Source organism: Nostoc sp. UIC 10630 (assembly GCF_010747425.1).
Lineage (GTDB): Bacteria > Cyanobacteriota > Cyanobacteriia > Cyanobacteriales > Nostocaceae > Nostoc.
Map to the genome: position 1 here is coordinate 1 of NZ_JAAGOG010000123.1, position 26,060 is coordinate 26,060.

The 26,060-nt window shown below is 41.5% G+C and carries 22 protein-coding genes; 12 read left to right on the plus strand and 10 right to left on the minus strand.

The annotated features are described in order from the left end of the window. Positions 1 to 74 precede the first annotated feature (74 nt). On the minus strand, positions 75 to 1,487 hold the full coding sequence (locus tag G1O98_RS24505) for an ATP-binding protein (RefSeq protein ID WP_243458526.1): 1,413 nt from the start codon (positions 1,485 to 1,487) through the stop codon (positions 75 to 77). 379 nt (positions 1,488 to 1,866) lie between these two features. On the opposite strand from G1O98_RS24505, the gene G1O98_RS24510 reads away from it, so the two are divergent. Together G1O98_RS24510 and G1O98_RS24515 are read left to right on the plus strand one after the other, a co-directional pair. Continuing rightward, positions 1,867 to 2,136: a hypothetical protein gene (locus G1O98_RS24510; protein ID WP_163933084.1), complete on the plus strand. Its 270-nt coding sequence runs from the start codon at positions 1,867 to 1,869 to the stop codon at positions 2,134 to 2,136. A 110-nt stretch (positions 2,137 to 2,246) separates the two neighbouring features. Continuing rightward, a complete protein-coding gene (locus G1O98_RS24515; RefSeq protein WP_163933087.1) occupies positions 2,247 to 2,474 on the plus strand; it encodes a hypothetical protein in 228 nt (75 codons plus the stop codon). A 101-nt stretch (positions 2,475 to 2,575) separates the two neighbouring features. Here G1O98_RS24515 and G1O98_RS24520 read toward each other — a convergent pair whose 3' ends face one another. Beyond that, complete coding sequence (locus G1O98_RS24520; protein ID WP_163933090.1) at positions 2,576 to 3,478, minus strand: hypothetical protein; 903 nt, start codon at positions 3,476 to 3,478, stop codon at positions 2,576 to 2,578. Between the two features lie 332 nt (positions 3,479 to 3,810). Between G1O98_RS24520 and mnmA the strand changes: the two genes are divergently transcribed. Then, positions 3,811 to 4,866: a tRNA 2-thiouridine(34) synthase MnmA gene (gene mnmA, locus G1O98_RS24525; RefSeq protein WP_163933137.1), complete on the plus strand. Its 1,056-nt coding sequence runs from the start codon at positions 3,811 to 3,813 to the stop codon at positions 4,864 to 4,866. Between the two features lie 46 nt (positions 4,867 to 4,912). Here the strand turns inward: mnmA and G1O98_RS41205 are convergent, their stop codons facing one another. The 4 genes from G1O98_RS41205 to G1O98_RS24545 form a co-directional block, all read right to left on the minus strand. Beyond that, positions 4,913 to 6,007: an HNH endonuclease gene (locus tag G1O98_RS41205; protein ID WP_163933093.1), complete on the minus strand. Its 1,095-nt coding sequence runs from the start codon at positions 6,005 to 6,007 to the stop codon at positions 4,913 to 4,915. A gap of 14 nt (positions 6,008 to 6,021) precedes the next feature. After that, positions 6,022 to 6,357: a type II toxin-antitoxin system RelE/ParE family toxin gene (locus G1O98_RS24535; protein ID WP_163933095.1), complete on the minus strand. Its 336-nt coding sequence runs from the start codon at positions 6,355 to 6,357 to the stop codon at positions 6,022 to 6,024. After that, positions 6,357 to 6,629: a type II toxin-antitoxin system ParD family antitoxin gene (locus G1O98_RS24540; protein ID WP_163933098.1), complete on the minus strand. Its 273-nt coding sequence runs from the start codon at positions 6,627 to 6,629 to the stop codon at positions 6,357 to 6,359. Before G1O98_RS24540 ends, G1O98_RS24535 begins: the two co-directional genes overlap by 1 nt. Positions 6,630 to 6,753: 124 nt before the next feature. After that, a complete protein-coding gene (locus tag G1O98_RS24545; RefSeq protein ID WP_163933101.1) occupies positions 6,754 to 7,407 on the minus strand; it encodes a Uma2 family endonuclease in 654 nt (217 codons plus the stop codon). Between the two features lie 193 nt (positions 7,408 to 7,600). Here G1O98_RS24545 and sat point away from each other — a divergent pair, with 193 nt between their 5' ends. The 7 genes from sat to G1O98_RS24580 all read left to right on the plus strand — a co-directional run bounded on the left by sat (position 7,601) and on the right by G1O98_RS24580 (position 16,855). Next, complete coding sequence (gene sat, locus G1O98_RS24550) at positions 7,601 to 8,779, plus strand: sulfate adenylyltransferase (RefSeq protein WP_163933104.1); 1,179 nt, start codon at positions 7,601 to 7,603, stop codon at positions 8,777 to 8,779. A gap of 189 nt (positions 8,780 to 8,968) precedes the next feature. Then, positions 8,969 to 11,137, plus strand: a complete 2,169-nt coding sequence (locus G1O98_RS24555; RefSeq protein ID WP_163933107.1) for a caspase family protein — start codon at positions 8,969 to 8,971, stop codon at positions 11,135 to 11,137. 67 nt (positions 11,138 to 11,204) lie between these two features. Further along, positions 11,205 to 12,320, plus strand: coding sequence for a tetratricopeptide repeat protein (locus G1O98_RS24560; protein WP_163933110.1), 1,116 nt, complete (start codon positions 11,205 to 11,207; stop codon positions 12,318 to 12,320). A 309-nt stretch (positions 12,321 to 12,629) separates the two neighbouring features. Further along, a complete protein-coding gene (locus G1O98_RS24565; protein WP_163933113.1) occupies positions 12,630 to 13,472 on the plus strand; it encodes a DUF2382 domain-containing protein in 843 nt (280 codons plus the stop codon). A 378-nt stretch (positions 13,473 to 13,850) separates the two neighbouring features. Next, positions 13,851 to 14,726 carry a DUF2382 domain-containing protein gene (locus tag G1O98_RS24570; protein WP_163933115.1) on the plus strand — a complete coding sequence of 292 codons (876 nt, stop codon included), beginning with the start codon at positions 13,851 to 13,853 and terminating at the stop codon, positions 14,724 to 14,726. Between the two features lie 173 nt (positions 14,727 to 14,899). After that, positions 14,900 to 15,805, plus strand: a complete 906-nt coding sequence (locus tag G1O98_RS24575; protein ID WP_163933119.1) for a DUF2382 domain-containing protein — start codon at positions 14,900 to 14,902, stop codon at positions 15,803 to 15,805. Between the two features lie 126 nt (positions 15,806 to 15,931). Beyond that, positions 15,932 to 16,855, plus strand: a complete 924-nt coding sequence (locus G1O98_RS24580) for an ion channel (RefSeq protein ID WP_163933122.1) — start codon at positions 15,932 to 15,934, stop codon at positions 16,853 to 16,855. A gap of 11 nt (positions 16,856 to 16,866) precedes the next feature. Here the strand turns inward: G1O98_RS24580 and G1O98_RS24585 are convergent, their stop codons facing one another. From G1O98_RS24585 to G1O98_RS24600, 4 genes are all read right to left on the minus strand, one after another. Further along, positions 16,867 to 17,061, minus strand: coding sequence for a hypothetical protein (locus G1O98_RS24585; protein ID WP_163933125.1), 195 nt, complete (start codon positions 17,059 to 17,061; stop codon positions 16,867 to 16,869). Positions 17,062 to 17,222: 161 nt separating this feature from the next. Continuing rightward, entirely contained in the window at positions 17,223 to 18,305 is a 1,083-nt protein-coding gene (psbA, locus tag G1O98_RS24590) for a photosystem II q(b) protein (RefSeq protein WP_012411708.1), read from the minus strand. A gap of 328 nt (positions 18,306 to 18,633) precedes the next feature. Next, complete coding sequence (locus tag G1O98_RS24595) at positions 18,634 to 20,133, minus strand: MBOAT family protein (RefSeq protein ID WP_163933128.1); 1,500 nt, start codon at positions 20,131 to 20,133, stop codon at positions 18,634 to 18,636. A gap of 124 nt (positions 20,134 to 20,257) precedes the next feature. Then, entirely contained in the window at positions 20,258 to 23,269 is a 3,012-nt protein-coding gene (locus G1O98_RS24600) for a DUF1574 domain-containing protein (RefSeq protein ID WP_163933132.1), read from the minus strand. Between the two features lie 485 nt (positions 23,270 to 23,754). Here G1O98_RS24600 and G1O98_RS24605 point away from each other — a divergent pair, with 485 nt between their 5' ends. Both G1O98_RS24605 and G1O98_RS24610 read left to right on the plus strand, forming a co-directional pair. After that, positions 23,755 to 23,991: a hypothetical protein gene (locus tag G1O98_RS24605; RefSeq protein ID WP_163933134.1), complete on the plus strand. Its 237-nt coding sequence runs from the start codon at positions 23,755 to 23,757 to the stop codon at positions 23,989 to 23,991. A gap of 101 nt (positions 23,992 to 24,092) precedes the next feature. Then, positions 24,093 to 26,060, plus strand: a 1,968-nt coding sequence (locus G1O98_RS24610; protein ID WP_243458527.1) for a phosphoenolpyruvate carboxylase, incomplete at its 3' end; no start/stop codon positions are given.

A 26,060-nucleotide genomic window follows, 5' to 3' on the forward strand; every position in this document is an offset into this window, starting at 1 on the left:
TTTCGTACAACCGCTTATTTACTGTGCCTACATTTCCCATATCCTCATTTGTATTTTATTACCCGCAACTTGAGTTAATAAGCTTCTAAAGCAGTTAAAGCATCATATATATTTGTAATAGATACAACTCTCTGTGTCCAACATTCTGCGGCTTTTCGGTTTACTAATTCCCATTCTTCACTGATTAATCTTAATCTACTAATCGCTTCATCACGAATTACAGGATGTAACCAGGATTGTCCTTTTTTCGCTTCTATCAAAGACAAATCTTGTAGAGCTTTAATTACACCTCGACGTTTTTGGGCTGGTACATCCCAAAGCAAACATAAAACTCCTTCTATAGGTAGTGAAGGAATATCTTGATAACGATAGCATCCTAAACGACACAGAAGACGATAGGCTTCTAAGTCAATTTGTTGGAGACGGGTAAATTGACTGGCGACTAAATCTTTTAATTCTCTTTCTATTAATAAATCTGTAGAGTTTTCCTGCCAATATGAATGGATATCACCAGAAAAATCCGTCAATATTGCTCCTCGGATAATTTGCATTGCTTTGGCGTTACCTCCATATGCTCTGCACATTTCGCTGAGAATAGTACAATCACAATTGATGTGGCAACTGCTGAAGAATTCTCGCCATGCTTCATCATCTAAACCTTCGAGTGGGTAAAGATAAACCTCTACACTAGACTCCCGCAAACGCTCACGACTTGTAACTAAAGTAACTGAATGCACATCCGAGTCTGCTAATACTCTCAATAGCTCAACATAAGGGCGACGATATTCTAGAAACTTCCCATTTTTATCAAGAGCAGTTTCTAGATTATCGATAAATATCCCAATTTTAGAAGTTTGTTCTCGGAGTTTACGCCGTAGTCGTTCTAAGCTGATACCAAAGTCCCCTCCCGGTTCTTCGTTAAAGTATCGCCGTAGCCATTCTTCAACTACACTCTCTACAGGAGTCAGGTTTTGGATTTCTGTAGCCATCCACAGTTCTAGGACAAAATTAAATTTTTGACTTTTAAAATATTTGCGTGCTAATCTTGTTTTGCCAACACCACCTTCACCCTGAATGAGGATAACTTTTTCTCCCCGATTGAATAAGGTGTGGAGTTCGGCTATCTGACGATCGCGCCCTACAAAATTAGAATCTAAATCTTGGGGTTTAGTCCCATTCGTCGCTAGATTTAGAATCTGAGAAGCTTTTTGCGACTGTTGGTTTGTTCTAAATCCCTGAACTACGCCTTGAAAGGTAGATTTTGAGACTTTTGCTCCTAGAACTTTGGAGAGTAAATGCCAAAGTTCTGCACCAACTGCTTTTAAATGCGCTTCTGTATAACCACGGCTGTTGGCGATATGCTGGTAAGTCCGCTTTTCATCCTCCCACAAATTACGCAAGATAATCCTTTGAGTTTTATCTAGATGTTCTCCCGTCTGGAGAAAAACCAAGTTATCTACAAACTCTAAGGCCTCTTCTACACCCATTTGCTAACTTGATGTATCATTTGTAATTCATTATAACGATATTTTTACTACTTCTTCCTACCCACCATACTACAAAATACTTTTTCCTACTCGGTAGGAAGCTTACTTTATCCGACTGCAAAGCATTATGGACTGTATTACTCTTGTAAGTAATACAGGCGAAGTTAAGTTAAGCGCCAATAATAAGGTGGTTGAGGACAGATTTTACCAGCGTTACTACTGCAACCTTAGTAAATCACAGATGTTATTTGTTACCGTCCTATATCAATGACTCCTGAAAGTGGTGTCTACTAAACAGCAGTGGGTATTAACTAACTAGATTCTGTAGAGCGTATTTACAGCCAAGTATGTAAGTCTTTATCCTACAGGAGGTTCAATGATGTTAGACAGAGATTGTCATCATGATTGCAATCAGAATCAGTGCCCTTTTGCCCAAGATACACGTAATCCCAATAGATATGTTTGCCTGAAATGTGGTGTTGAGCGAGAAATAAATAAGTATTCTTCTAGTTTCGGCTCGTTTTTGCTGCTGTTGTTGGGCTTGTTTATTTCATTCCAACTATTAGTTAGTTATGAGAAGCAAAGCAATCCACAAAGGCAACAACAGTCTTTGAATAATCCACCCCATCAGGGAAATATCCACGTGTAAAACTAATCTTCGTGCTGGGTATGATTTCCCATTTCTGATTTTGTAAATGAGAAATGGGAAATCAAAAAAATATTCACTGCTAAAAATCAGCTACTTTCGTGAGTAAAATTATGGACACCAATCAAGATACACTTCTCTTTCGCTTTGCTTCTAAGTCTTTGAAATATTTCTTGTTAGTGCTGTTTGGGATTGCGATCGCTTACGTCTTATCTAGTGGTTTAGGTATCTTACAAATCATACCTATACTGTTATACCTGTTACAACAATTTTTGCTTCCTGTGGGAATTATCCTCTTGTGTTTAATTACAATAGCGGTAATTATTGAATCCCTGCGTTAAGAATTGTGGAAGTGGAGAGTCTATCAATTTTGGATTTTAAATTTTTGATTTGTTCTTCAATTCAAAATCCAAAATCTCAAATTGATGGACTCGTAACTTCTTCATTTACCGTAGAAAACTCTGGCATTTCGGTATCCTATATTTCGCAGATACTTATTCCATTCCTCAGCTTGGAATCGATCGGCGAAAGGCCCTACTGCTACGTGTGGCCCTCGTGGTTGCGTCCTTTCGAGGACTGCGCCAGACCGTCCTAAATCTTGACTAAATCGGGCTAGATTTTGCCTAATTTGTTCTGCTGTTGCAGATAACTGTTCTTGAGTAGTCGGAATAACGACATAATATCTAGAGGCTTGCTTGGGAGGATTTATATTGCTACGTTCCCCTACAAAGCCTCTATTACCTACATCTATTTCCTGTCCGTTACCAAAGCTGATAATCCGAGCGCTATATATTCCCCGTGACTGTAACTCATTCACCCGTTGTTGGGCGTTAGATACTCTGTTAAAAACACCTGACTGAATAACATTCCTTCCTTGGTACTCGCGAATGTAAGCACTGGGTTCAATCTGGCGGATTGCTTGTAGCGTCTGGAAATCACTACTATCTACGTAAACTAAGTAGCGCTCAAAGTTTTGGTTATATTGACTAAACTGTGTAGGTTGGGGGGGCTGAAAGTTCTGACCGGATTGATTATTTTGTAATGGTTGAGGGGATTGAAAGTTCAGATCAGATTGATTATTTTGTAATGGTTGCGGGGGTTGAAAGTTGAGATCGGATTGATTATCCTCCACTAGTTCTGCTGGTTGTAACTGCGGTGATGGCTGTTGACCAAAGGGAATTGGCGGTGGTGGTAAAGCTTCACCTCCTTGTTGAGCCAGTAGCATACTGTTGTGGATTTGTGCTTGTGCTGGGGCATAGTCAGGAATTAGCACTAACCATCCTCCTACTAACAGGGGGAGAAATCGGATAGTAGGCTTCCAACCCTCAGAACTTCGGCGCAGCATCTGAAAAGGGGTAAATTTACTTGGTATTCCTCTCAACATAGTACTTAGAAAGTAGTCAAAGTATTTTTAAGCAATTTCCATGAGGAACTAATTAGTTCACCGTTGTAGCAACTATATAGCGTTAACGTAAAATTAGCTCATCTGCGTGGCAAACAATACATCTGTAATTAATCTTAGATAAGAGTCATGGAAGAGTGAATAGCGATGTTTACGATGGTCACTGAGCTTGCCGAAGTGCTACTTCTTCTCAAACCGAAGTGCTTTGGTAGCAAGGCTTTAAAAGAGTGTGTGCTACAATTGGACAACCACGCAGCTATCGTGTCGTGCTTTGTATGAAAAAAGTCGTCGTTGGTCTTTCTGGTGGCGTTGACAGTTCCACCGCAGCAGCTATCCTGCACCATCAGGGCTATGAAGTGATTGGTTTGACTCTTTGGCTAATGAAAGGCAAAGGTCAATGTTGCTCTGAAGGTATGATCGACGCGGCTGATCTCTGTGAACAACTGGGCGTTCCCCATCAAATTGTAGATATTCGGGATGTCTTTCAAACGCATATTGTCGATTACCTGGTGACTGGCTACAGTGCTGGAATCACGCCTTTGCCTTGCTCACAATGCAATAAAACGGTGAAGTTTGGCCCAATGGTGCAGTATGCCCATGAAGAATTGGGGTGCGATCGCATTGCCACTGGTCATTATGCCCGAATTAGTTATGACGAAGCAACTGGACGTTACCAGTTATTAAGGGCTATTGACCGCAATAAAGACCAGTCATATTTTCTCTATGATTTGTCTCAAGATTTACTTGCAGCAACGATATTTCCTCTGGGCGAACTAGAAAAAACTGACACGCGTCGGATTGCGGCTGAATACGGACTGAAAACTGCTGATAAGCCAGAAAGTCAAGACTTATGCTTAGTGGAAAGTAACGGTTCCATGCGGGCATTTTTGGATAAATATTTAGCTCCCAAAACAGGCGATATTGTCGATACCACAGGCAAAGTTTTGGGACAGCATGATGGTGTCCATCACTACACCATTGGCCAGCGCAAAGGTTTGGGGATTGCTGCTGCCGAACCGTTGTATGTGATTGAATTAGATGCGGCAAATAATAAAGTAGTAGTAGGCGATCGCACCAAGGTAACTCAACCAGAATGCACTGTCGGACGGGTAAATTGGGTTTCTATTGCTGAACCATCCACCCCAATTCATGCCGAAGTGCAAATTCGCTATCGTTCAACGGCTACACCAGCGACGGTGATTCCGTTGGAAAACTCTCGTGTGCGTTTGGTATTTGATGAACCCCAAATCAGCATTACCCCCGGACAAGCTGCGGTGTGGTACGACGGGGAAAAAGTGTTAGGTGGCGGAATTATTGAACAGTTTAGTTGAATCTTACCCCGGTTTTGCACCCCTCCTGACTTGTGGAGGGGTATTTTTATTTATCACATTTTTGTAAAAAAGTTTGATAATGCTGTTCCAATGCAATTGAGTTAGGTTTAAATCTGTCTTTATCAGGAAGTAGTAATTTTTTTCCGCTAAGTCCTTCATAATCAGTCCCGCATAAACTAGGAGAAATTATTACCTCATAGTTTTTTGGATGAATAGATAGTAAGTATTTATCAAAAAGTATGTGTATATCTACCCTAAGTAAAATTCCATTAGAGGGATGATTTGTTTCACTGCCAAGATAGGGGATAATATGAGCAGCCTGTAATACTTCATCTACGCTGTAACCTGTAATTGCACATTTTCCTTTATAGGCTTCTATAAGTTCATGCCTAAATTTAGACTGTCCTTTACGTCTAACAACAGGATAAGAAACTCGCACCCTGTCATCTGTAATGTTATGTGGATCAAATTCATTTACAAGGATATGAAGTAATTCTCTAGAAAGATCATCTTTAGGCTCTTGTCCGGCCATCAGATGCATCAATCTAACAAAAATATCATGATCTTTTTCTGAACTCAAATTATGCTGACTTGTATATTTATTATAAGCAAAAGCTAATTTCTCAAAATCAGTTGTATCCCAAAGGTTAACATATACTGAGTTTTGATTAGCACCTTTTGTTTGCTCATGTATATTTTTAGTCTTAGTCTTTCTAAACTCCTCCCTTAATTCCTCCCAAAATGAATATAAAAACATTGATAATGCATCATTTGGGCTTTCCCCAAGAGAGAGCTTTAAAAGTCTGAATAAAATATCTTTTTTCTGGTTTAATGTTAAATCATAAGGATGTCTTTTAATAAATTCTAAAAATACAAAAGTTATTTTTTCCCAAGCTCTAATTTCATTTTCGGGAAAAATATCGAATGTAAATTGTATTGCCCAACTTTCAAAATTATCACCTAACAAACAATCTAAAATGGAATAAATTCTTTTAATTCGAGTAATTTGTTCAGGATTAAGTTTGCTGATTGCCTTTTGATTACGACTAAGTTGCTCACAGGGTATACTCTCAGTTGTAATTTTGCCTGTTTTCGGGTTGACAACCTTTACTTGTAGATTAAATTTTTTCTTTTTTGACACAGTTTTCCACCCTATTATTCAGCGTTATTCTCTCCTAAATCTTCATCCAAAATTGTTTCAATATCTCGTCCGCCATAAATGACTCTAAGAATCTCTACACCGGAATCCGAAGAAAGATAAAAAACAAGATAATTTTTAAATCCTTTTATTCCTTGCTGTCGAATACCAGCTAAATTAGGATGAGAAAATTGACAAGGTTTTCCCATTCCTGGCATTTTACCTAGTTGTTTGAAAGTTGTTTCTGCTGCACTAAGAAACCGATCTGAAGCTTCCAAGTTATCTTCTGCAATATAAGTTGCTAATTCTATCAAGTCGCGGATGACTTGCGGTCGTTTGCTTACATCGCTCATTAACCTTCTTGGTTTGACCCTTTATGCTTGGCGATTCTTTCCCGCACAGCTTGGCGTATATTTTCCCAATCGTCAGGAGTCATCTCAGTTGCATTCCCAGAATTTAAACCTTCTAAAAGCATCGTTTCCAAGCGTTCAGCCGCTTGACGCTTTTGGTCTTGGCGCACTAACTCACGAAAATATTCACTGACGCTGCTGTAACCACCAGTTGCCACTTTCTCTTCTATATAAGTCCGCATCGCATCAGGAAGAGATATATTTATACTTTTCACTGGCACAACTTCCCTAATTTTTCCTTCATAATATTACTTTATGGCAATTTATGCCATTTATTGCCATACAAGGATAAATTAGCAAAAGCGATACCTGCGCCGGGCTACGCTTACGTACTCTCTATCAAAAACTACTTCTCTCTAATGTTCCTTCAAATTCTTTCAAAGCTTGTACAGTTCCTACTTGCCAAGCTCGTTCAACTGTAGCGGCAATAATTTGAGTTAGAGGGATATTTGGAAAGTTAGGACTGTTATCAGATTCGATGTAATGTCCATCCCTGAGTAAATAAATCCTCAGCTTTTTACTATCGCAAATCCATAGTTCTGGAACTGCGATCGCTTCGTAAGCACCAAGAGTTGTTTTTGATATCACATCTGTTTCAATTGCCAAATCAGGAGGTGGATCGTCTGGTTCCAGCTTGCGACGACCAATCATTCTTTGGTAATTCTGGATGTAGAAACAAGCATCTAGTTCTACCCCCGCCGTATTTTCCCGCTTAAAGGTGGTTGAACCGAAGGGTTCATAACTTTTCCCTGCGATCTTCAGCAAGATTTTGACAATATCCGAAATTAAGTCCTTTGATTTTTCGTGTTCGGGTAGAGGAACCATAATTTCTAACGTAGACTTGCTGTAAGCAACTCGTAGCGATCGCTTTTCCCCCAGTTCTTGCAAGATAGACTCAAATTCCTTCCAGCTTACATCTTGAATAGACACTGTACTACCAGGTGCTAGCCGCATTTGGCTAACAGGTTTAACAACGGGAGATACAGCATTCATAAGCATTTTCCTTATGAAGGAACTATTCTGAAACTTGAGGCTGGATTAGCTTTAGCGTAACCTAATCAGATCGCCTAGAGGCTAGTTGCAAAATTTTCCTTCATTTCCTAAACTCTTTTTCTCTACGTACCAGCATTTGATAAGTTAGTACATAATCTGAAACAATAACAGTAAAAGCAAAGAGGGGATTACGTTGAGTCACAATCCAGATGCCATAGCCCCCCACGGTGGACAGTTGGTTAACCGTATCGCCACACCAGAACAAAGAGCAGAGTTTCTCTCAAAAGCTGACTTTTTGCCACGAGTGCAACTAGACGATCGCGCCGTTTCGGATGTAGAAATGATTGCGATCGGTGCTTTTAGTCCACTCACGGGTTTTATGAACCAAGAAGACTACGATCGCACTGTTACAGAAATGCGACTAGCTAATGGTCTTGTGTGGTCAATCCCGATTACACTATCGGTCAGCGAAGAAGTAGCTTCCCCATTGCAAGAAGGTGGCTTAATTCGTCTGGATAACTCCAGAGGTGAATTTATTGCAGTTTTGCAACTCACGCAAAAATATAACTACGACAAAACCCGCGAAGCCATTAATGTCTACCGCACTGATGATGTCAAACATCCAGGGGTGCAGGTACTCTATAACCAAGGTACTGTACATCTGGCGGGTGATATTTGGCTGTTGCAGCGCGAACCTCATCCCCAGTTTCCCACTTACCAAATAGATCCAGCTGCCTCACGGCAACTATTTAAAGATAAGGGTTGGAAAACAATCGTTGGTTTCCAAACTCGCAACCCTATCCACCGCGCCCACGAATATATTCAAAAGTGCGCTTTAGAAACTGTTGATGGTCTATTTTTGCACCCATTAGTCGGGGCAACAAAAGAAGATGATATTGCCGCTGATGTGCGGATGCGCTGCTATGAAATTTTGCTGGAACATTACTACCCCTTAGACCGGGTAACTTTGGCAATTAATCCAGCCGCAATGCGCTATGCTGGGCCTCGTGAAGCAATATTCCATGCTTTAGTCCGCAAAAACTACGGCTGTACTCACTTTATCGTCGGACGGGATCATGCTGGCGTTGGTGACTATTACGGTACTTACGATGCACAGTATATCTTTGAAGAGTTTGCGCCAGGCGAATTGGGCATTGTGCCGATGAAATTTGAACACGCTTTTTACTGCACGCGCACTAAGCAGATGGCAACATCTAAAACCAGTCCCAGCAGGCCAGAAGAACGTATTCACCTATCAGGGACAAAAGTTAGGGAAATGCTGCGGCGTGGTGAATTACCTCCACCAGAATTTTCTCGTCCAGAGGTAGCAGCAGAGTTAGCGCGGGCAATGCGAATAGAAGTGCCTGTTTAGGGAAGTGGGCAAAACAGTGCAGAGTTAGGAGTTAGGAGTTAAAAATTAGGAGTTTGGAGTTTGGAGTTTGGACTTATTCTTCCCCATTCCCCATTCCCCATTCCCCATTTCCCACACTTTTGTAACTTTACAATACAGAGTTCAGCCCTGTAAGCTGCTAGCTAATGGGCTTAGGGCTGATAGCTAATTATGAAACGCCGCACGTTTTTACATAAAATTGGCTCAATACTCGCGGTATTGGGAGTAACGGAAGCTGAGTGGTTGACTTTAGGAAATCGCTACTATCAGGCTTTGGCACAACCGAACTCGCGCAAGTTGGCATTGTTAATAGGTATTAACCAATACTCCAAAACCCCAAACCTCAGTGGTTGTCTGACAGATGTAGAACTACAAAGAGAACTTTTGATTAACCGCTTTGGTTTTCAAGGGTCAGATATTCTAACCTTAACTGAGGAACAAGCCAGCCGGGAATTCATTGAAGCGGCTTTTGCGGATCATCTGGGCAAACAAGCTAAACCTGGTGATATAACTTTTTTCCACTTTAGCGGTTATGGCACTCGTGTCAAATTGGAAACATCGCCAGATACAATGCAAAATGCTCTGGTGACAGCTAATGCAGCTCTTGACTTACAAGATGACAAAATAGTCAATCATATATTAGAAGAAACTCTACTGCTATTACTGCGATCGCTCTCCACAGACCGAGTAACAGCAGTATTAGATACTAGCTATGATGCTCCTAACACAGCAATAGGATTAAAAACTCGCGCCCTTCAGGAGTCGGGAGCAAAGCTAGCAACAGAAGAACTCGACTTTCTCAAAGAACTTAAAACTCAGAAGTTATCCAATACTCCAATTGTTTTAGCAGCTACCTCAGAACCAAAGCAGCCAGCAAGGGAAGGTCTTTTTTCTGGTTTTAGTGCTGGGTTATTCACCTACGCTTTGACGCAGTATTTGTGGGAATTCACGCCAGCCACCAAAGTTCAAGTTGCCCTTTCCCACGTGGAAAATTCTCTATATAAATCAGGTAGCAAACAGCAACCAGCGTTATTGAGTAGTCAGAAAAATCCAGATATAACGTCTCTACTGCCAGACAATATCATTGGTGCAGAAGGCGCGGTGAGTGATATTGAAGGAGATGGTAAAACCATACATCTGTGGTTAGCAGGATTACCCCCACAAGTGCTGCTATACTACGGAGTTAATTCTAGGTTTACACTACAGACAAAAGAGCAATTAGTATTGCGATCGCGCACTGGGTTAACAGCAAAAGCGCAAATTTCCAAAATTGAAGGTGCAAATCCCCTACAAATCGGTCAACTCGTCCAAGAAGCAGTCCGAGTTTTACCCCGAAATATTAATTTAACAATAGCTTTCGATACTGGATTAGAAAGAATTGAGCGGGTAGACGCTACAAGTGCCTTTGCGGGATTTTCCCATGTATCTACCGTAGTCCTAGGAGAAAAACCAGCTGATTATGTATTTGCCAAGCTACAGCAAACTCCCGCTCGTTATGGTCTATTTTCTCTTGGGGGCGAGCCAATTCCCAATACCACGGGGGAAGTAGGAGAAGCAATAAAATTAACAGTGCAAAGGTTAGCACCAAAATTATCAACCTTGTTAGCAGCCAAGTTATGGCGACTTACAGAAAATGGAGGTTCTTCTCGCTTGGCTCTCAAGGCAACCTTAGAAATAATTAATAATATATCGCCTCGCGTCATCATGCAGCGCGAAACAGTAAGAACTTTCAAAAGTGAAACTTCGATTAAAAAATCAGTACAGACGCGATTAATGAGCCAGCGCGTTGCGGGGGTTCCCCCCGTTGTAGCGACTGGCGTCGCATCTCTTCCCACTCCCATTGTGCCTATCGGTAGTCGAATGCAATATCGAGTGGAAAACCAGAGCGATCGCCCAGTGTATTTAATCTTGCTGGGATTAAACAATAATCATACGGCAGTTGCCTTCTACTCTTGGGAAACACCCCAAGAACCCAATACTGCCGATACCAAGCCCATTCTCCAAGAAGTCGTCATCGCCCCAGGTGAAAGCCTCACACTACCCCAAAATACTGCTTCGCAATGGGTGATTTCAGGGCCAGCTTCTGAGTGCGAACAACAACTGATTTTTAGTACTACACCCTTTAGCGGAACTCTTTCCGCCTTGAATACTGCTCAATATCCCACAGCCGAAGAAGGGCCGATTGGCCCATTGTTAAATCCTTTAGACGTTGCACAAGCCTTGTTACAAGACTTGCATAACGCCAGCCCCCTCCAGGCTGAGATGAACGGCACAGCAGACTCATATATTTTAGATGTGAATAATTGGGCAAGTCTTAGCTTTAGTTTTCAAGTAGTGTAAACATGGAATTCAGGAATTTAGTTGTGTATATAACTATGGTTCCTGTATTAACACTTAATAGAGTTTCATGAAAATCAAGAATCAGGTAGGGTTAGCGTTCTCACTCGTCTTACTATCTGCCAGTATTGCTACCGCCCAACCAAAGCCAACTGACTTGCCCAATCCGACAATTTCAACTCAGCAGCAAGACCAACTAGAAAAACTACAACACGAGAAAGAAATACGCGATCGCGTTCAATCGGAAGTAGATCGGGCTTTTGGTCATAGCACAACCCTACTCAACATTTTGCTAATCGTATTAACTTTTTTGCCAATCTTGGCGGCGGCTGGTGTTTGGTTGCTACGTCGTAGTGTAGTTAGTGAATTAGTAACTGAAACAAAGCAACAATTAGAGACAGAAGTCAAAACACAACTAGAAAAAGAAGTCGCAGCAGAGGTAAAAAAACAAACAGAAGATTTTAAGCAAGAGCTAGAAATATTAAAGTCCGACTTTTTAGGGCAATTATCCCAATTAAATAATCTATTTTTAGATGCTCAAAATCAAAAAGAGCTAATTCTTCAGCAACTTTCTGGATTAACACCTTCCCCATCATTAACACAAGATTATGTTCACCCAGAAATTCAACAAAAAATCCAAGAATTAACAACACAGCTAGAAATACTCAAGGCTGGAAATACTCATTTATTTTTTACTGCTAATGATTATCTTAAACAAGGAGATGCTTTATTTTTTGAAGGTCGATATGAAGATTCATTAGCCTGCTATGAACAAGTTATTCAGAGAGAACCTAATTCTTTTCTTGCTTGGATCAATCACGGCTGGGCACTGAGAAGATTAGGGCGCTATCAAAAAGCATTATTATCTTATCAAAAAGCAATTGCTATCCAATCAGATAACTATATAGCTTGGTTTGGGTGCGGTAATTCACTTAGAAAACTACAACGACATGATGAAGCGATCGCTTCTTATGAGAGAGCCTTAGAACTTCAGCCTGAATTTCATTGGGCTTGGTGCCATAAAGCCCGTTGTCATGCATTAAAAAACGATCGTGATTTAGCTATTGAAAGTTTGATACAGGCAATTAAATTAAGAGGCGATCAACATCGAGATTTAGCAAAAAATAATTCTGACTTTGATTTAATTCGAGCAGATGAACGGTTTAAGAAAATACTTGCAGGTTAGATTTTGCACCTCCCATCTCTTTGTTTTCTAGCGTTCTAATCTTTGGATATTACATAAGTGTCTCTGTACTGGCTAGCCTTCGAGATAAAACATCTCAAGCAATTTTTGATACCAGTACAAATTAGAGCTTTTTATGACTTTAGTTGTACTCCTATTGATTGACCTAAGTGTTCAAATTAAGTATTTTGCTCATAAAGGATGAATTATAAACCATAAAATATCTCAACTGAATTCAGTCGCCAGCAGGATGAGATTCAGCACAATATTTTTTATAGTCATAACAGTTATAAACAAACCTGGAAACAGAGTATGCCTCTTCATAAACTTGAATATTTTGATCCAAACTATCGAGAAACTTTTGGTGGAGACGACGTTAAATCATTGGTTCTTTATACTGAGGGAGGAGACAAAGTTGGCTCAGTCACTGATGTTTTAGTTGATGATGATGGTCATTTCCGATATTTAGTTATTGACACAAGCGAAGATTTTTCTGGGAAAAAAATCTTACTACCAATTGGTCTTTCCCGGATTGATTATCCTGCAAAACGTGTCTATGTTGATGGGTTAAGCAAACACCAAGTAGAAGGTTTAGTTGAGTACAAAGAAGACACAATTTTTGATCATGATTACGAAGAAAAGGTACGTAGTGGATTTCGTTCTCCAACTAGCGGTGTAACTTACGATCGCAATTCATACGATTACCAGACAGAACCAGCTTTATACGGACTGAATGAGCAATCTCATCAAACTTTCAAACTCTATGAAGAACGGTTGATTGCAAATAAACAGCGCATCAAAACCGGTGAAGTAACGGTTGGTAAACACATTGAAACAGATACTGCAAGTGTTACAGTACCTATTCAAAAAGAACGAGTTGTAATTGAGCGAGTTCTGCCAACAGAAGCAGGAAACGTTGTAGATACCAATGAACTTAGGTTTCAAGAAGGTGAAGTTGCACGCATAGAAGTGTATGAAGAAACGCCTGATATACGTAAAGAAGCCTTTGTGCGAGAAGAAGTCCGAGTCAAAAAAGTAGTAGAAAGAGATACAGTCGAAGCACAAGACACCATTCGTCGAGAAGAGTTAGATGTTGATACTGCGGGTAATTTACATATGAATGAACATGGCAGTACCACACATGAAACTATTTAAGGGGATTGGATTTTTTAAAAGTTGTAGAGATGCCGGATGTTAGCGTAGCGGAGTATTTGTGCTATCGTCTCGTCGAGAAGGCCAGGTCAATTTGTATTCTCTACAGTATTTAATTACAACAAAAATTCTTCACTCCTTAATATGTGTCTGGTGAAAATTTGTGGTGTTTATATCCCCAACTTTTTTAAAAGTTGGGGATATAACTTTTAAAGTATTATTCAATTAGGGCTGCTTTGATCTGCCATCAAGAAAAATAACTATAACTTTTGGTTATTTAACTATTGAAATATTTCATTCGACAGAAGGATGTAAGCAATTAAAGAAATACTTATCATAATTACTATGAATTGAAAAGAAAAATATTGAGGTTAAATAATAATGGTACTTTACAAATTAGAAGATTTTGAGCCTAACTATCGTGATGCGTTTGAAGGTCACGATATTACCGGACTTGGGGTTTATACACAAGGAACCGATGAAAAGATTGGTACTGTCAGCGATGTTTTAGTTGACGAAGAAGGTCACTTTCGCTATCTAGTTGTTGACTTAGGCTTCTGGATTTTTGGTAAAAAAGTATTATTACCAATTGGTCGTGCCCGTATCGACTATAGCGTTGATCGCGTCTACACAATTGGCTTGACTAGAGAGCAAGCAGAAGATTTACCTGAGTTTAATGAGCGCCAAACCCTTGATTACGACTATGAAGAACGGGTGCGTGGTGTATATCGCCAACCCACTGATTATGCTGCTCCTGTAGATGCTTCTGCACCATTAGATTCTGTAGCTCCATTGGGTACAACACCCACTTACGCCCGTGATGACTATAGTTACGAACGTGAGCCTTCTTTATTTGGGTTAAATGAGCAAGATCATCAAACTCTGAGATTGTATGAAGAACGGCTGATTGCCAGCAAACATCGCCAAAAAACTGGAGAAGTATCCATTGGCAAGCGTGTTGAAACTGAGACTGCACGGGTTACAGTACCAGTAGAAAGAGAGCGAGTTGTGATTGAACGTGTAACTCCAGCAGATGCAGGTACTGCCGTTTCTGGACGCGAAGCAGATTTCCGTGAAGGCGAAGTTGCTCGTCTAGAAATCCACGAAGAAACTCCTGATGTTCGTAAAGAAGCATTTTTGCGTGAAGAAGTCAGAGTTAGAAAAGTGGTAGATCAAGACACAGTTGAAACGCAAGAAACTGTGCGTCGTGAAGAGCTTGATGTGAATTCTGGTAATTTTCCCATCGAAGAACGCTAACCAAATATAGTCATTAGTTAATAGCTAATGACTAATAATTAATTCGACAAAGTACAGGTAAAGCTGTTGAATTGGCTTTACCTGTGCTTCCAATAGCTTTGGATGAGTAATACATTTAATTTAGCTAAGTAAAAAGCAGTTCATAAACTTTGCATATTATGAATAGCCAACCGATGACAAAAAACATTGGACAGGCAAACGGTAATTCTGGCACTAACACCTCAATCACCTCAATAGCAGATTTGAAAAAGAAGGTGAAGAATTTTGCTGTGTTCGATAACCAAGGTCAGCTAGTAGGAGTCGTTCATGATTTAATTGTGGATGCTAATAGGCGGTTAAACCTAGTTATATCAAACCAGGTCAATCAACAAACTCTAGAATATGGCGAGCAGTTAGCTGATAAACATCCTTCTTTATTTCGATTGCAGAGCCAGAGAATCAAAAAAATCGACAAGCCGACTAAATCTGTTTTCATAGACTTCAACAAATCAGAAATCGAATATATGCCTGAATATTCAGAAGCAGAAAAAACCGGCGATGTCTACGAGGGGCTAAGCCTAGGCAACTCAACGGAGCAATTGGTTAATAATCAAACTAGAAGTAGCGCAGTTGAACCAGCAAATTTAGAAGAGGTCAGCGAAGAACAGATTATTCGTCTACTAGAAGAACGGCTAGTTGTCGAAAGCAGTAAGCGAAAAGTTGGTGAGGTTATTGTTCGCAAAGTCATCGAAACCCAAATGATCCAAGTTCCTGTCCGGCGTGAAAAGCTGATTGTGGAACAAATTAGCCCAGAACACAAACAACTCGCAGAAATTGATTTAGGTCAAGAGGAAATTGCTAATGTTGACTTGACCCACGTAGAAAGACTTGAAGGTACATATTTTGAAAGCGGTTTAACAATAAGCGGCGAATTTAACTCGCCGAAAACTGCTAGTTTATTGTTGAATGCGATCGCACTAGAGCAAAATCACGGCTGCAATCGAGTGCGTGTTACCATTGCTGTTGAAGATGAGTCACATAAGAATAAATACCAGGAGTGGTTTGATCGCTGTTCGAAAGATCAATCACTCAAGCCGTAAAAATAAGTTTCTAGCAGATAAATTAGTAGGATGGGCAATGCTCATCCTATTTTTTTGCTGATTTAATCACTTCAGCTCAGAGAGTGTCAAAATACTAAGCAGTTGCCGTTCTTTTGGCTACTTGCAATGAAATTTCGACTGAAGAGACTTTCACGGAAGAGACAACAGCGTCTGATTTCACCTATTCAGATTCAAGTTCGAGACGGAAAATTTGAGATTATGGGTATGGGTCTATGGCATTCTTACTGGCGCGATCCCTACCATTTGCTGTTAACGATTCCCTGGGCTGGCTTTCTACTGCTGATTTGTACTTTCTATATAACTATCAATGCTCTATTTGCCCTAGCTTACTTGATAGGAGGAGATTGTATTGCTAACGCCCGACCAGGCTCTTTTCTAGATGTCTTTTTCTTTAGCGTGCAAACCCTAGCATCCATCGGCTATGGGGCGATGTATCCCAAAACAACTTACGCCAACATTATTGTCACCATTGAAGCAATGATCGGTTTGGTGGGAATTGCTGTGATGACGGGGCTAGCTTTTGCTCGATTCTCTCGACCTACAGCTAGGGTGCTTTTTAGTCGTGTTGCTGTAATTACACCTCATGATGCAATGCCAACTCTCATATTTCGCACCGCTAATCAGCGTCGCAATATGATTTTAGAGGCGCAGATGCGAGTCTACTTAATGCGCGACGAAATAACTCTAGAAGGGCAATTTATACGTCGGTTCTACGATCTCAAACTCTTAAGGAACCAAACACCTAGCTTCACCTTAAGCTGGTCAGTGATGCATGTCATTGATGAGTTTAGCCCTCTATATGGGATGACACCAGAATCCTTAATCCAGACAAATACTATCTTAATTGTCTCTTTGAGTGGCATTGATGAAACGGTTGCACAGGTAGTCCATGCCCGTCATAGTTATGCTGCTAATGAAATTTTGTGGAATAATCAATTTGCCGATATCTTCTACCACGCACCTGATGGACATCGCTACATTGATTACAACCGCTTTCACGATGTTTTACCTTTAGATGAAATGCTTTAAATGTCTGAAACTTACTCGGAAGTCTGATTGTCAGAGGATTGTAAGGCTTTAACGACGACTCGACCATTTTCAACTACAGTGCAATTTTTAACCATACTTTTGCTGTGGTTAACTGGTAAATCCTGACACTTGTTCTGGTGAGAAATATTTTGCTCCTGTTGTTGGTTGAGGACGACAACACAACAGGCGGAGGGGGAAAAGGACATATAAAGTATTTTGATCTCTATATCTATTATCGCGCTACTGATGATGTTTGGCTGAAAAATTTGCTACCCATTCTGTTTTGATTAAATCAATTAAATATGGCTCCAATAAAAAAGCGCCCTCCATCACTGGAGGGCGCTTTTTATTTAGCTAATCTTCAGAATTAACCGTTGATAGCAGGAGCAGTCATTGCTACAGGAGTAATTTCACCAGCAGCTAAGTCTAGGGGGAAGTTGTGAGCGTTACGCTCGTGCATTACTTCCATACCCAAGTTAGCGCGGTTGATTACATCTGCCCAGGTGCTGATAACGCGACCTTGAGAGTCAATAATTGATTGGTTAAAGTTGAAACCGTTCAGGTTGAACGCCATCGTGCTGATACCCAAAGCGGTGAACCAGATACCGACGACGGGCCAAGCTGCTAAGAAGAAGTGCAGTGAACGGCTGTTGTTGAAGGAAGCGTATTGGAAGATCAAACGACCGAAGTAACCGTGGGCTGCAACGATGTTGTAGGTTTCTTCTTCTTGACCGAATTTGTAACCGTAGTTAAGGGACTCGGTTTCGGTGGTTTCACGCACCAAGGAAGAAGTTACTAGAGAACCGTGCATTGCAGAGAACAAGGAACCGCCGAATACACCAGCCACACCTAACATGTGGAAGGGGTGCATCAAGATGTTGTGTTCTGCTTGGAACACGATCATGAAGTTGAAGGTTCCAGAGATACCCAAAGGCATACCATCGGAGAAAGAACCTTGACCGATTGGGTAGATCAAGAATACTGCGGTAGCAGAAGCCAAAGGTGCGCTGTAAGCTACGCAAATCCAAGGACGCATACCTAAGCGGTAAGAAAGTTCCCACTGACGACCCAGGTAGCAAGCGCAACCGATCAAGAAGTGGAAAACTACCAACTGGTAAGGGCCACCGTTGTACAACCACTCATCTAAGGAAGCAGCTTCCCAGATTGGGTAGAAGTGCAAGCCAATAGCGTTGGAGGAAGGAACAACTGCACCAGAGATGATGTTGTTTCCGTAGATCAAAGAACCTGCAACTGGCTCACGGATACCATCAATATCTACTGGAGGTGCTGCGATGAAGGCAATTACGAAGCAAGCAGTAGCAGCTAATAGGGTTGGGATCATCAGTACACCAAACCAACCAACATATATACGGTTGTCAGTGCTGGTAATCCACTCGCAAAAGCGATCCCAAACGTTAGCGCCAGAGCGCCGTTGTAAGGTTGTGGTCATTGTTTTATAAGTGCTATTTTTTGTTAAAAATGGAACAAGCAGATTCTCTTTTGCCTGTTGAATTACAGTCTACATGAAATTACTTGGACGCGATCTTTGGCTTAATATTCTGTAATAGAATTCTTTAACAAGAACGTCGAAATGTAAAGTTTTTCTACTAGGAATAATAGTGATAAAAGTAAGCGATTAAAGCTTTCTAAGCTCTTGCAAAATTAAACCGATCGCCTAGTTTATTCTCTTTACATTCCGTTACAAATAGCCAGGATAAATTGTAACGAAATAATAAGTTGTACATTGTCTTATGTTGCAGTTGATTGTTTCTAGAAACTTAGAAATCAAAGTAGATATAGGGCAAGCTGCCTTCAGGAGCTAATAACCAAACAGCGTAGAAACATAGAGGGACAAAGACAAGCTTAATGGGCCAGTTAAACTCTAACTTCAGCATCCGGTTAAAGGCATAGACTACAGCCATCAGAGCAGCTAAAGTTAGCAGTACCCAAGTGAGTTGGTATTGGCTAATATTTAAAGCATCCACATAGACCTTTTGAGCAAACTGGGCATCAGCAGGATAACGCCAAAGGTGTCGGATTACTAAAGAAGAGTCTGCGATATTTGGTAGGCGGAACCAAATCCAAGAGGTAAAAACCATCAGTTGGGTCAAAAACCAAGCAACGAAGATACCTAGAGGATTTTGCCAGAATTGCTCCAGATTTTCAAAGCGATCGCTCATAGCATCTGTAAGTCGATGAACCACCAAGGCTAACCCGTGGAATATGCCCCAAACTACATAACCCAAAGCAGCACCGTGCCAGATACCAGCGATTAGCATCACAGTAAATAAATTCCAGCAGGTGCGGACTAAACCCCGACGCGAACCACCCAAAGGAAAGTAGACATAGTTACGTAGCCAATCTCCGAGAGTGATATGCCAGCGCCGCCAAAATTCTCCAATACTGGTGCTGAAGTAGGGAAAGTCAAAATTTTCAGGTAGAACCAAGCCGAAAAGTAAGGCACTCCCACGGGCAATATCTACGTAACCGTTGAAATCTAGATATAACTGCAAACCGTAGGCAAATGTTGCTAACCAGAGATCGGTACTACCGGCCCGTTGTAAGTTACCAAAGCATAAATCGACAAAAATTCCCAGGTGGTCTGCAAAAATACCTTTTTTGACTGCACCTCTAGCAATTAACCACAGCCCTTCTGCTACTCTATCGGCACTGGGAAAGTCTAGCGTATTGAATTGATTTGCTAAGTTGTGGTAGCGCGTAATCGGGCCGGAAATCAGTTTGGCGAAGAATAATTTATAAGTGGCAAATTTAAGAAACTGATCGGTAGCAGGCGCACCACGATAGACATCTATTAAATAGGCAATACACTCAAAGGTGAAAAATGAAATTCCCAAAGGTGCAATCAATTTAAAAGAGCTATCTGGTGAGTTTGCTTGGATATTGAAAACAAACTTAAATAGAGGGGTTAGATACTTAAAAGCTAATAATAGTAAAACATTTAGAGCTATACCCAGCCACAAAACTTTTAGACGACGGCGATTCCAGTCACCTTGGGCAAATTGCCACTCTTCATTAGAAATTTGCCAATCAAGAGAATGTTTTCCTGGTGATGTATTTTTCCCAATCTCTAGCCCCAAACGAAAATTGATAAACGTCAATGCTAATAGCAATGGTATGTATTGGATATGCAAAGATGCGTAGAAAACCAAACTAGCAATTAGCAGCGTCCATAATCGTAATTTCTGTTGTGCTAAAGACCAGTAAATTCCTAAAACACTCAACAAGAAAAGACCATAGAAAATTGATATAAAGTTCATTTTTTAGTCATTTGTTATTTGTCAATTGTCATTTGTCATTGGGCAAAACAGTTCCAAGTGAAGAGTTAGGAGTTACGAATTCTCCCCCTGCCTCCCCATTCCCCATTCCCGATTCCCCTTGTCCCTACTTCACTGGCCAAGGAATCATCGGGTCATTAGCCAGCTTTTTGGAGACTTCGTATGCTCCAAAGCGGTTGAGGTGGCTGGGATCGGAGAAGTAGTCATGTGCTTTGGGCCACTTTTGGCTCAGATCCCGATAAATAAAGTTGGGATTAGTAGCTAGACGCAACATATATTGCTGAAATTGTTGCTCATATTGTCTACGCACTGGATCTAAATAATCTGCCGTGAGAGGCATATTGACAAACACTAAGGAAATTTTCTGAGACTGGGTAAACTGAAGCACTTCTTGAAGAGCAGCATCTTGCTGTCCTTCTACTTGGAAAAATTTATAGTCGTTGTCGTAATTTCCGGGAACTCTAGAATGTTTTTGATAGTATCTAGCAGGATTGAAGCGAATAGACAAAGGTAGAAAGCCATCAAAATCAACTGCTTGCTGGGAAGCACTCTCATCTGAAGTTCCGTCTGTTAGCTGTTTTTGTGATGCAACTGTCTGATTATGACCAAATATAAGCAATTGTTTTTGCAATAAGCCTTTAATTTGGTCGCGGTTTTGATAGCTAGCAGAAAGAGATGCTAGACCCTGATTTAAAGAATCATTGACAGCTTGATATGTGCTAATCTCCTGTTTTTCTTCTTTTACCTTCTCTTCTGGCGAACTTTCCTGATTTTCGGGCGATTCGCTACTATTTGCTATTTTGGGGTTTTTTTGAAATGCTTGCTTATAACCAGCTGATGCAGCAATGGATTTAAAGGTGATGTCTTCACGCCCACCATTGAAAGCACGGGCCCCATCCGCCCAAAGAATTATTTTAGGCAGTTCTGATGGTTCCAGCACGTGACGAAGCACAAAGTCTACAACTTGTGCAGTAGCACCGTTGATTCCAAAGTTAAACACGTCAATATTGGGATAGCCCTGAGTCGCTAAAGCTTTAGAAAGTTCTGCTGGGTCTACTCCTCTGAGGGCGCGGGAGGAGCCAATAATTAACACATCGGGCGGTGTACCAGTTCTCGCTAAACGCTGTTTATACAGTGCTAGCTGCTCATCTAACTGCCTGACATTGAAACTTGGCATCTGCGATCGCGCTGCTAAAAGAATAGCTGTTGCGGTTGCTTTTTCTTTCAATGGTGCGGCTGCCAAATTCTTTGCCGAAGTATCATCACTTTGAGTAAACTCAGAAGCATTAAATACAGAACTCTGATTTGCAGGAGATTTTGTTTTAGAAGTGCTGCTAAAAAATACCGGTTTCTCACTCTGAGTTTTTTCAGATGTTAAAGATGCCTTTTGTCCAGATGATGAAGGTAAGACACTGGCGACTTTTGGCAAACTCGGTTTAGTCTGTGCAGTAATTCGACCCAATACCCAATCAGTTTGGAGAGTCAGTAATAATCCCAATGTCCCCCAAACTAGAGCAATTTTAAGCCCTTGATCGTCAGGATTTTCTTCTGCTAACTGGTGGCTTTCGGTAAATAGCTGGCTTTTTAACAGGAACTTTTTCGCGGTTGCACTCGCCGTTGCTATCCAATCTCGCGCTACTTCTGTTACAAAACTTTGAACTTCTTCTGTTGTTAAGTCTGGGCGCAAAATTGGTTCACTAGTCTCAGAGGGTATTAAATCATCTACGTATTTAGAAGTGGCAGCGAATTCTGGTGTTGCTTCTGGTACTAAACGTTGGCGATGTTCAAGATCAACGCCATAGTGCCAAAAAGGTTCTTTATTCCCAGCCCGGCGACCGTATATACGTATTCCCATAATACCGGGAATTTTCAAATGGCGGATAAACTGCGTAATTTTACTTGCTACTTGTTGACGACCTGGACAAACAGGCGCATCACACATGATGTGCAGTAAATCATTTTTGTTCAGTAAGAGGACGCGAATTCCACCTGTCAATAAACGCCAATCTAGGTCAGGATTGAGTAAACGCTCCAGTAAAAATGTGATGGCTGGTTCATCGCCTGTATTAGCTAAATCTAGTGGTGATGTGGCAAAGGCGGGATAGGTTGTGGCGGGTAAAGCTAGCCAATCAATCCAAGTGGGTTGCTTGTCGCCTGCTTTTTGTCCGTAGATGGTGGCGGCGAGAATGCCTTGAGGTGCGATCGCTTCTAACTGGGGTACAATTGCCTCTAAGCACACTGCCTTGTCTGGGATTGGCGCAGTTCCTAAAGGATCAAAAGCTGGCGTACAAAAGATATGTAGAGTTGATTCTTTCAGAGAAGCTTGGACAGCAACTTTTAATCCTGACAATACTTCAGTTAATAGCCGAGCGATCGCTTGGATATCACCCCAACGCGCCCATTCTTTCAGCATTACCTCTGATGGGGTCAAATCGACACGCAGTAACCAATCAGGGGCAGTTTCGCCGCTCACCTGGGAAACAATTACGGCATCTTGGTAGCCGGAAAGCTTGAGATAACGCAACTTCTCTGCTATTGGTTCTGCAAGCAATGAAGCATCAGGGCTATAGCTCGACTGGCAAAATATCCACAGGCGGTTTTCTTCCGGCTGAGAGTTCTTTGGCTGATATGGCTTAATCTTTGCCTGTACCGATACACCTAACGTACTCAGAGTTTCGCTGAGATATCTAGCGATCGCCTCTGGGTTTCCTTGGCGTGCCAAACTTTCGTTAGAGACAATTAGCGCCCCACCCGACTGTTTTGATTTTTCCGAATCTGCGAGCAAGGCTTGCTCCACTTGCTCCAGATGCTTATCTATTTGATTCAAGTAAACCCGATGGCACCATTTGGGGCGCTGTTCCCCTTTTCTTCGGCCATAGACAAATACTTGATATATTGAGGTTTGTTCGCTGCTTGTGAGAATATCTAAGTTTGTTTGCTGTAATGCTTGCAGCAAATCAGACAAAGTACGCCAACGCTGCGGACATTCTGTACCTTCACAAAGAATATGAAGGTCATTTCCCCGTAACCGGACTTTCACCCCGAAAGTGTTAATCCCTGTGGCTTGGCTTACCCATTGCACTAAGGATTGCTGGCGATCTGGTAATACTGTTTTCATGGGAAGTTAACTTTACAGGAAGCGATGGTTGGGGGATAGTGCCTGCACTTGTAAACTAGAACCATAGGTCTATCACACTCTGACGTTTTTTTTTAACAATTTTGTTACCTTCGTAGCTTACAAAATCGGCCAAGATAGTCTTGTACAGGTTGTAAGTCTGACTAATATTGAGTTTTGCGTTTATTTTACTAATAGGGAGTCATAAATCAGAAGTTAGGAGTTAGGAGAGACGCGATTAATCGCATACAGGAGCCAGGAGTCAGAATAATTCTATATGACTGACTGATGACTTGTCCTTTAAAGCTAGACTTGCGTTTCATTGCGCTAACGCTCCTAATAGGTGAAATAACCAACAAGCTTATCTCATTTCAACTCCATCCCTCGATTGTTGGAGTTATCCTAATTCCTAACTCTTAACTCCTGTACAGACGTGATGAATCGCGTCTCTACGTCTCTACTCATATTCCCATAACCAAAAATTAGCAATGCCTCCTGCCAACCAAGAACCCTCAACTAACCCACCATCCCATCTCGATTTATTTACCATTCCCCAATCGTTCCTTCTACAAATAGGTACAGCGTCTATATTACTGCTGCTCATTACCGGAAAAACCACCGTAAGGGCACTAGAAAGCATAGGGGAAGCCAGTGAAGAATTGTTTCGAGGCGATCGCCTACCCATTCTCGACTTCCCAGAGGAGCGCGAAACTAATCAAACTTAGAAAATATACACCAAATAATTATTTGCTCAGGAATAACCCGATGAGCATTCAGTAGAAAACCTAGAAGCGTCAACAGTAATTAGCTTTACAAGATAGAGAATATGGGTTCCCTTTTATACTCTTCGTCTCAAACTGCGGATATATACCCGGTGTCGGAATTATTTTTGCGTCATCGTCTCCAGGTAGTGGAAGAATTGTGGGAGTCTGTTCTCCGGCAAGAATGCGGTCAAAACATGGTAGACCTGTTGCGGCAGTTGCGCGATTTGTGTTCGCCAGAAGGACAGGCAACAAATGACCAAGCATCCTCAGCCGTCAAATTAATTGAACAACTAAATATCAACGAAGCAATCCGCGCGGCTCGTGCTTTCGCTCTGTATTTTCAGCTGATTAACATCATAGAGCAGGAATACGAGCAAAGGCAGCAACTGAGTCGCTATGAGGCAGAAACAGAGCCTACAGATGCAGAAAGAGCATCTAATGTCAATTACTCGTCCAATCAAAGAGAAGATGATGCGCCTGTTAGCAAGGGAATAGCAGCAGAATTGCTGGCAAAGAATTATCTCGAAAAAGCGCAAGTGAAACCAAAAGGGACTTTCGCTGCTTTGTTTCCCTATTTATTCAAACAGAATGTACCACCCCAGCAGATTCAACGTCTTATTGCTCATCTGGATGTGCGCTTAGTTTTCACAGCGCACCCGACGGAAATTGTTCGTCATACCATCCGGGATAAGCAGCGACAGGTGGTACAACTCTTGCAAAAACTGGATACCTTAGAAAACCATGCTGGTGGTACAGGTGGCGGATATGCTTGGGAAGCAGCAGATGTCCGCGAACAATTGCTTGAAGAAATTCGCCTTTGGTGGCGCACCGACGAACTTCACCAGTTCAAACCGACTGTGCTAGATGAAGTAGATTATGCCCTACACTACTTCCAAGAAGTTTTATTTGATGGCATTCCTCAACTTTATAAACGTTTTAAACATACACTATCCAATACCTTTCCTTGGCTAGAACCACCAAGTAAAAACTTTTGCTCTTTTGGTTCTTGGGTAGGCTCAGACAGGGATGGGAATCCGTCAGTTACACCAGAAGTCACCTGGCAAACAGCTTGTTATCAGCGCAAAATGGTACTGGGGAGATATATTCAGTCAGTGAAAAATCTGATTGAATTGTTGAGTGTGTCGATGCACTGGAGTGATGTCTTACCAGATTTGCTGGAATCTCTAGAGTTAGATCAGTCCCAGTTGAGTGAGGTATATGATGCACTGGCGCTGCGTTATCGGCAAGAACCCTATCGGCTGAAACTCGCTTATGTATTAAAACGGCTAGAAAATACTCGCGATCGCAATCTAGCTTTGTACAATCGGGAAACGCCAAAAAATCAAGATAGTCCCCTGTATCGTTCGGGAGACGATTTTTTAGCTGAACTGCGGATGATTCAGCGTAACTTGACAGAAACAGGTTTAAGCTGTCGAGATTTAGAAAATCTTATCTGTCAGGTAGAAATTTTTGGTTTTAACTTGACACAGCTAGATATCCGTCAAGAATCATCCCGCCACGCTGATGCGCTGAATGAGATTCTACAATACCTGCAAATATTACCTCAACCTTACAACGAACTATCTGAGGAGCAAAGAGTAGCTTGGCTCACAGGAGAACTGCAAACCCGCCGGCCGTTAATTCCAGCAGAATTGCCATTTTCTGAAAAAACCAACGATGTAATTGAAACTTTTCGCGTCGTGCGATCGCTCCAACAAGAATTTGGTCTAAATATTTGCCAAACTTACATTATCAGCATGTGCCGCGACGTGAGCGACGTGCTAGAAGTACTACTGTTAGCCAAAGAAGCCAGACTTTTTGACCCCGCCTTAGCCGTGGGAACCATTCAAGTTGTCCCCTTATTTGAGACAGTAGAAGACTTACAACGCTCCAGAAGCGTCATGCGGAAACTGTTTGAACTCCCGTTATATCGCGCTTTGTTAGGCGGCGGCTACGAACAGGCAAAAGCAGAAGATACCGATGAAAATTCATCCTCCCTTGCTCCCCCTGCCTCCCTTGCCCCCCCTGCC

What these genes read in the sequence shown, in the direction of transcription:
- mnmA (WP_163933137.1), top strand. Translation starts at nt 3,811, where the DNA reads ATGAAAAAAGTCGTCGTTGGTCTTTCTGGTGGCGTTGACAGTTCCACC.
- G1O98_RS24510 (WP_163933084.1), top strand. Translation starts at nt 1,867, where the DNA reads ATGTTAGACAGAGATTGTCATCATGATTGCAATCAGAATCAGTGCCCT.
- G1O98_RS24595 (WP_163933128.1), bottom strand. Translation starts at nt 20,133, where the DNA reads ATGAACTTTATATCAATTTTCTATGGTCTTTTCTTGTTGAGTGTTTTA.
- psbA (WP_012411708.1), bottom strand. Translation starts at nt 18,305, where the DNA reads ATGACCACAACCTTACAACGGCGCTCTGGCGCTAACGTTTGGGATCGC.
- G1O98_RS24600 (WP_163933132.1), bottom strand. Translation starts at nt 23,269, where the DNA reads ATGAAAACAGTATTACCAGATCGCCAGCAATCCTTAGTGCAATGGGTA.
- G1O98_RS24580 (WP_163933122.1), top strand. Translation starts at nt 15,932, where the DNA reads ATGAAATTTCGACTGAAGAGACTTTCACGGAAGAGACAACAGCGTCTG.
- G1O98_RS24555 (WP_163933107.1), top strand. Translation starts at nt 8,969, where the DNA reads ATGAAACGCCGCACGTTTTTACATAAAATTGGCTCAATACTCGCGGTA.
- G1O98_RS24570 (WP_163933115.1), top strand. Translation starts at nt 13,851, where the DNA reads ATGGTACTTTACAAATTAGAAGATTTTGAGCCTAACTATCGTGATGCG.
- G1O98_RS24585 (WP_163933125.1), bottom strand. Translation starts at nt 17,061, where the DNA reads ATGTCCTTTTCCCCCTCCGCCTGTTGTGTTGTCGTCCTCAACCAACAA.
- G1O98_RS24565 (WP_163933113.1), top strand. Translation starts at nt 12,630, where the DNA reads ATGCCTCTTCATAAACTTGAATATTTTGATCCAAACTATCGAGAAACT.
- G1O98_RS24535 (WP_163933095.1), bottom strand. Translation starts at nt 6,357, where the DNA reads ATGAGCGATGTAAGCAAACGACCGCAAGTCATCCGCGACTTGATAGAA.
- G1O98_RS24575 (WP_163933119.1), top strand. Translation starts at nt 14,900, where the DNA reads ATGACAAAAAACATTGGACAGGCAAACGGTAATTCTGGCACTAACACC.
- G1O98_RS24560 (WP_163933110.1), top strand. Translation starts at nt 11,205, where the DNA reads ATGAAAATCAAGAATCAGGTAGGGTTAGCGTTCTCACTCGTCTTACTA.
- G1O98_RS24605 (WP_163933134.1), top strand. Translation starts at nt 23,755, where the DNA reads ATGCCTCCTGCCAACCAAGAACCCTCAACTAACCCACCATCCCATCTC.
- G1O98_RS24515 (WP_163933087.1), top strand. Translation starts at nt 2,247, where the DNA reads ATGGACACCAATCAAGATACACTTCTCTTTCGCTTTGCTTCTAAGTCT.
- G1O98_RS24545 (WP_163933101.1), bottom strand. Translation starts at nt 7,407, where the DNA reads ATGAATGCTGTATCTCCCGTTGTTAAACCTGTTAGCCAAATGCGGCTA.
- G1O98_RS24520 (WP_163933090.1), bottom strand. Translation starts at nt 3,478, where the DNA reads ATGCTGCGCCGAAGTTCTGAGGGTTGGAAGCCTACTATCCGATTTCTC.
- G1O98_RS24505 (WP_243458526.1), bottom strand. Translation starts at nt 1,487, where the DNA reads ATGGGTGTAGAAGAGGCCTTAGAGTTTGTAGATAACTTGGTTTTTCTC.